This window comes from Shewanella glacialipiscicola (assembly GCF_023283485.1).
Classification (GTDB): domain Bacteria; phylum Pseudomonadota; class Gammaproteobacteria; order Enterobacterales; family Shewanellaceae; genus Shewanella; species Shewanella glacialipiscicola.
The window spans coordinates 1-1,336 of sequence record NZ_JAKILU010000056.1; the positions used below are offsets into that span (position 1 = coordinate 1).

1 protein-coding gene is annotated in these 1,336 nt (G+C 47.4%); it reads right to left on the reverse strand.

From position 1 onward, the window contains the following. Nucleotides 1-221: 221 nt before the first annotated feature. A complete protein-coding gene (locus L2717_RS18030) occupies nt 222-1,256 on the reverse strand; it encodes an IS110 family RNA-guided transposase (protein ID WP_220775179.1) in 1,035 nt (344 codons plus the stop codon). Nucleotides 1,257-1,336: the final 80 nt, after the last annotated feature.

Consider the following 1,336-nt stretch of genomic DNA (forward strand, 5'->3'; position numbering starts at 1 on the left):
GTCGTTAATGGTTTGCGGTCTTGCGACATATATCCGGCGTCTGTTGCGCCCTAATGAGATCCAAATTGACGTCTTACCCTCCTAGGCAGCCACATGACCTCGAAGGCCACTGTCCTCGTCAGGTTTTGGGTAAGACAAACCGTTTAACTCATTAATACCATTACCGCTGTTGTGCTTTGATGGACGTTATCTACTTTTATTCATGCTTTAAATTGATACCCTTAGGCCGCCATTTTACACGCCTTATTCATATCAAATGCTTGTCCGCTGCTCATCACCACAAACACCATCCGCGCCATCTTATTGGCCAAGGCGACCGTCACTTTGCAAACATGTTGGCGCTGTTTAAGCCGTTGGAGCCACAGGCTTAGTGAGTCGTCTTTTTTATCGCACCAGTTCACCACGGTTCTTGCACCATGGATAAGCAATCGCCGGAGCGTTTGATTACCGCGCTTGGTTATCTTGCCGAGTCGATTAGTCGTACCGCTACTGTATTGTGAAGGGGTTAGTCCTAGCCATGCTGCTAATTGCCGGCCATTTTTAAAATCATTCACTTCATTAATACTGGCTAATAATGTGGATGCGACGATAGGACCTACACCGGGGATGGTTAGCAATAATGGATACTGTGGCATGGCTTGAGCAAGGGTTAATATTTCCTCTGCAACCTGGTCTATTTGTTCATTTAAATACAACTGAAACTCATAGAGTCGTTGAATAAACCCTCTGGCAACCGTGGATAATTCGTTGTCAGCATCTTCAAGAATGAGCGGAATGGCTAACATCAACTGGCGGCGAGTCTTTGCGACAATCAGGCCGTATTCCGCGAGAAAACCACGCAGTTGATTGCAGTTCGCTGTGCGATTCTCCACCAAGCGCTCACGAATGCGCAGCAAAGATTGAATGTCCTGCTGCTCGACCGTTTTAGGGCGAAGTAGACTCACTTTAGGACGGCCAGCCGTTTCTCCGATGGCAATCGCATCATTGGCGTCATTTTTATTACCAACCAGCATGGCTTTCACCATTCTGGCGGGGATAAGCTTGACGGTATGGCCGAGCTTTTCGATAGCACGCCCCCAGTAATTAGCACTGTAGCAGGCTTCCATCACCACGAGCGTATGCTCGCATTGCCTGAGCGTACTAAGTAATGCTGGGCGATTGATTTTACGGTTAAAAGCAATAGTGTTATCTGGGTTAAATGCTGCCACTTGGAAGACTGTTTTTGCCAAATCAATGCTGATAAGTTTATAGTTCATATCGGTCACCTCGAGTCAGATTTTGTGCACCTAAATCATGGCACATTGCGATGCCGAGGCCGAGGTGACCATCTCAGCAG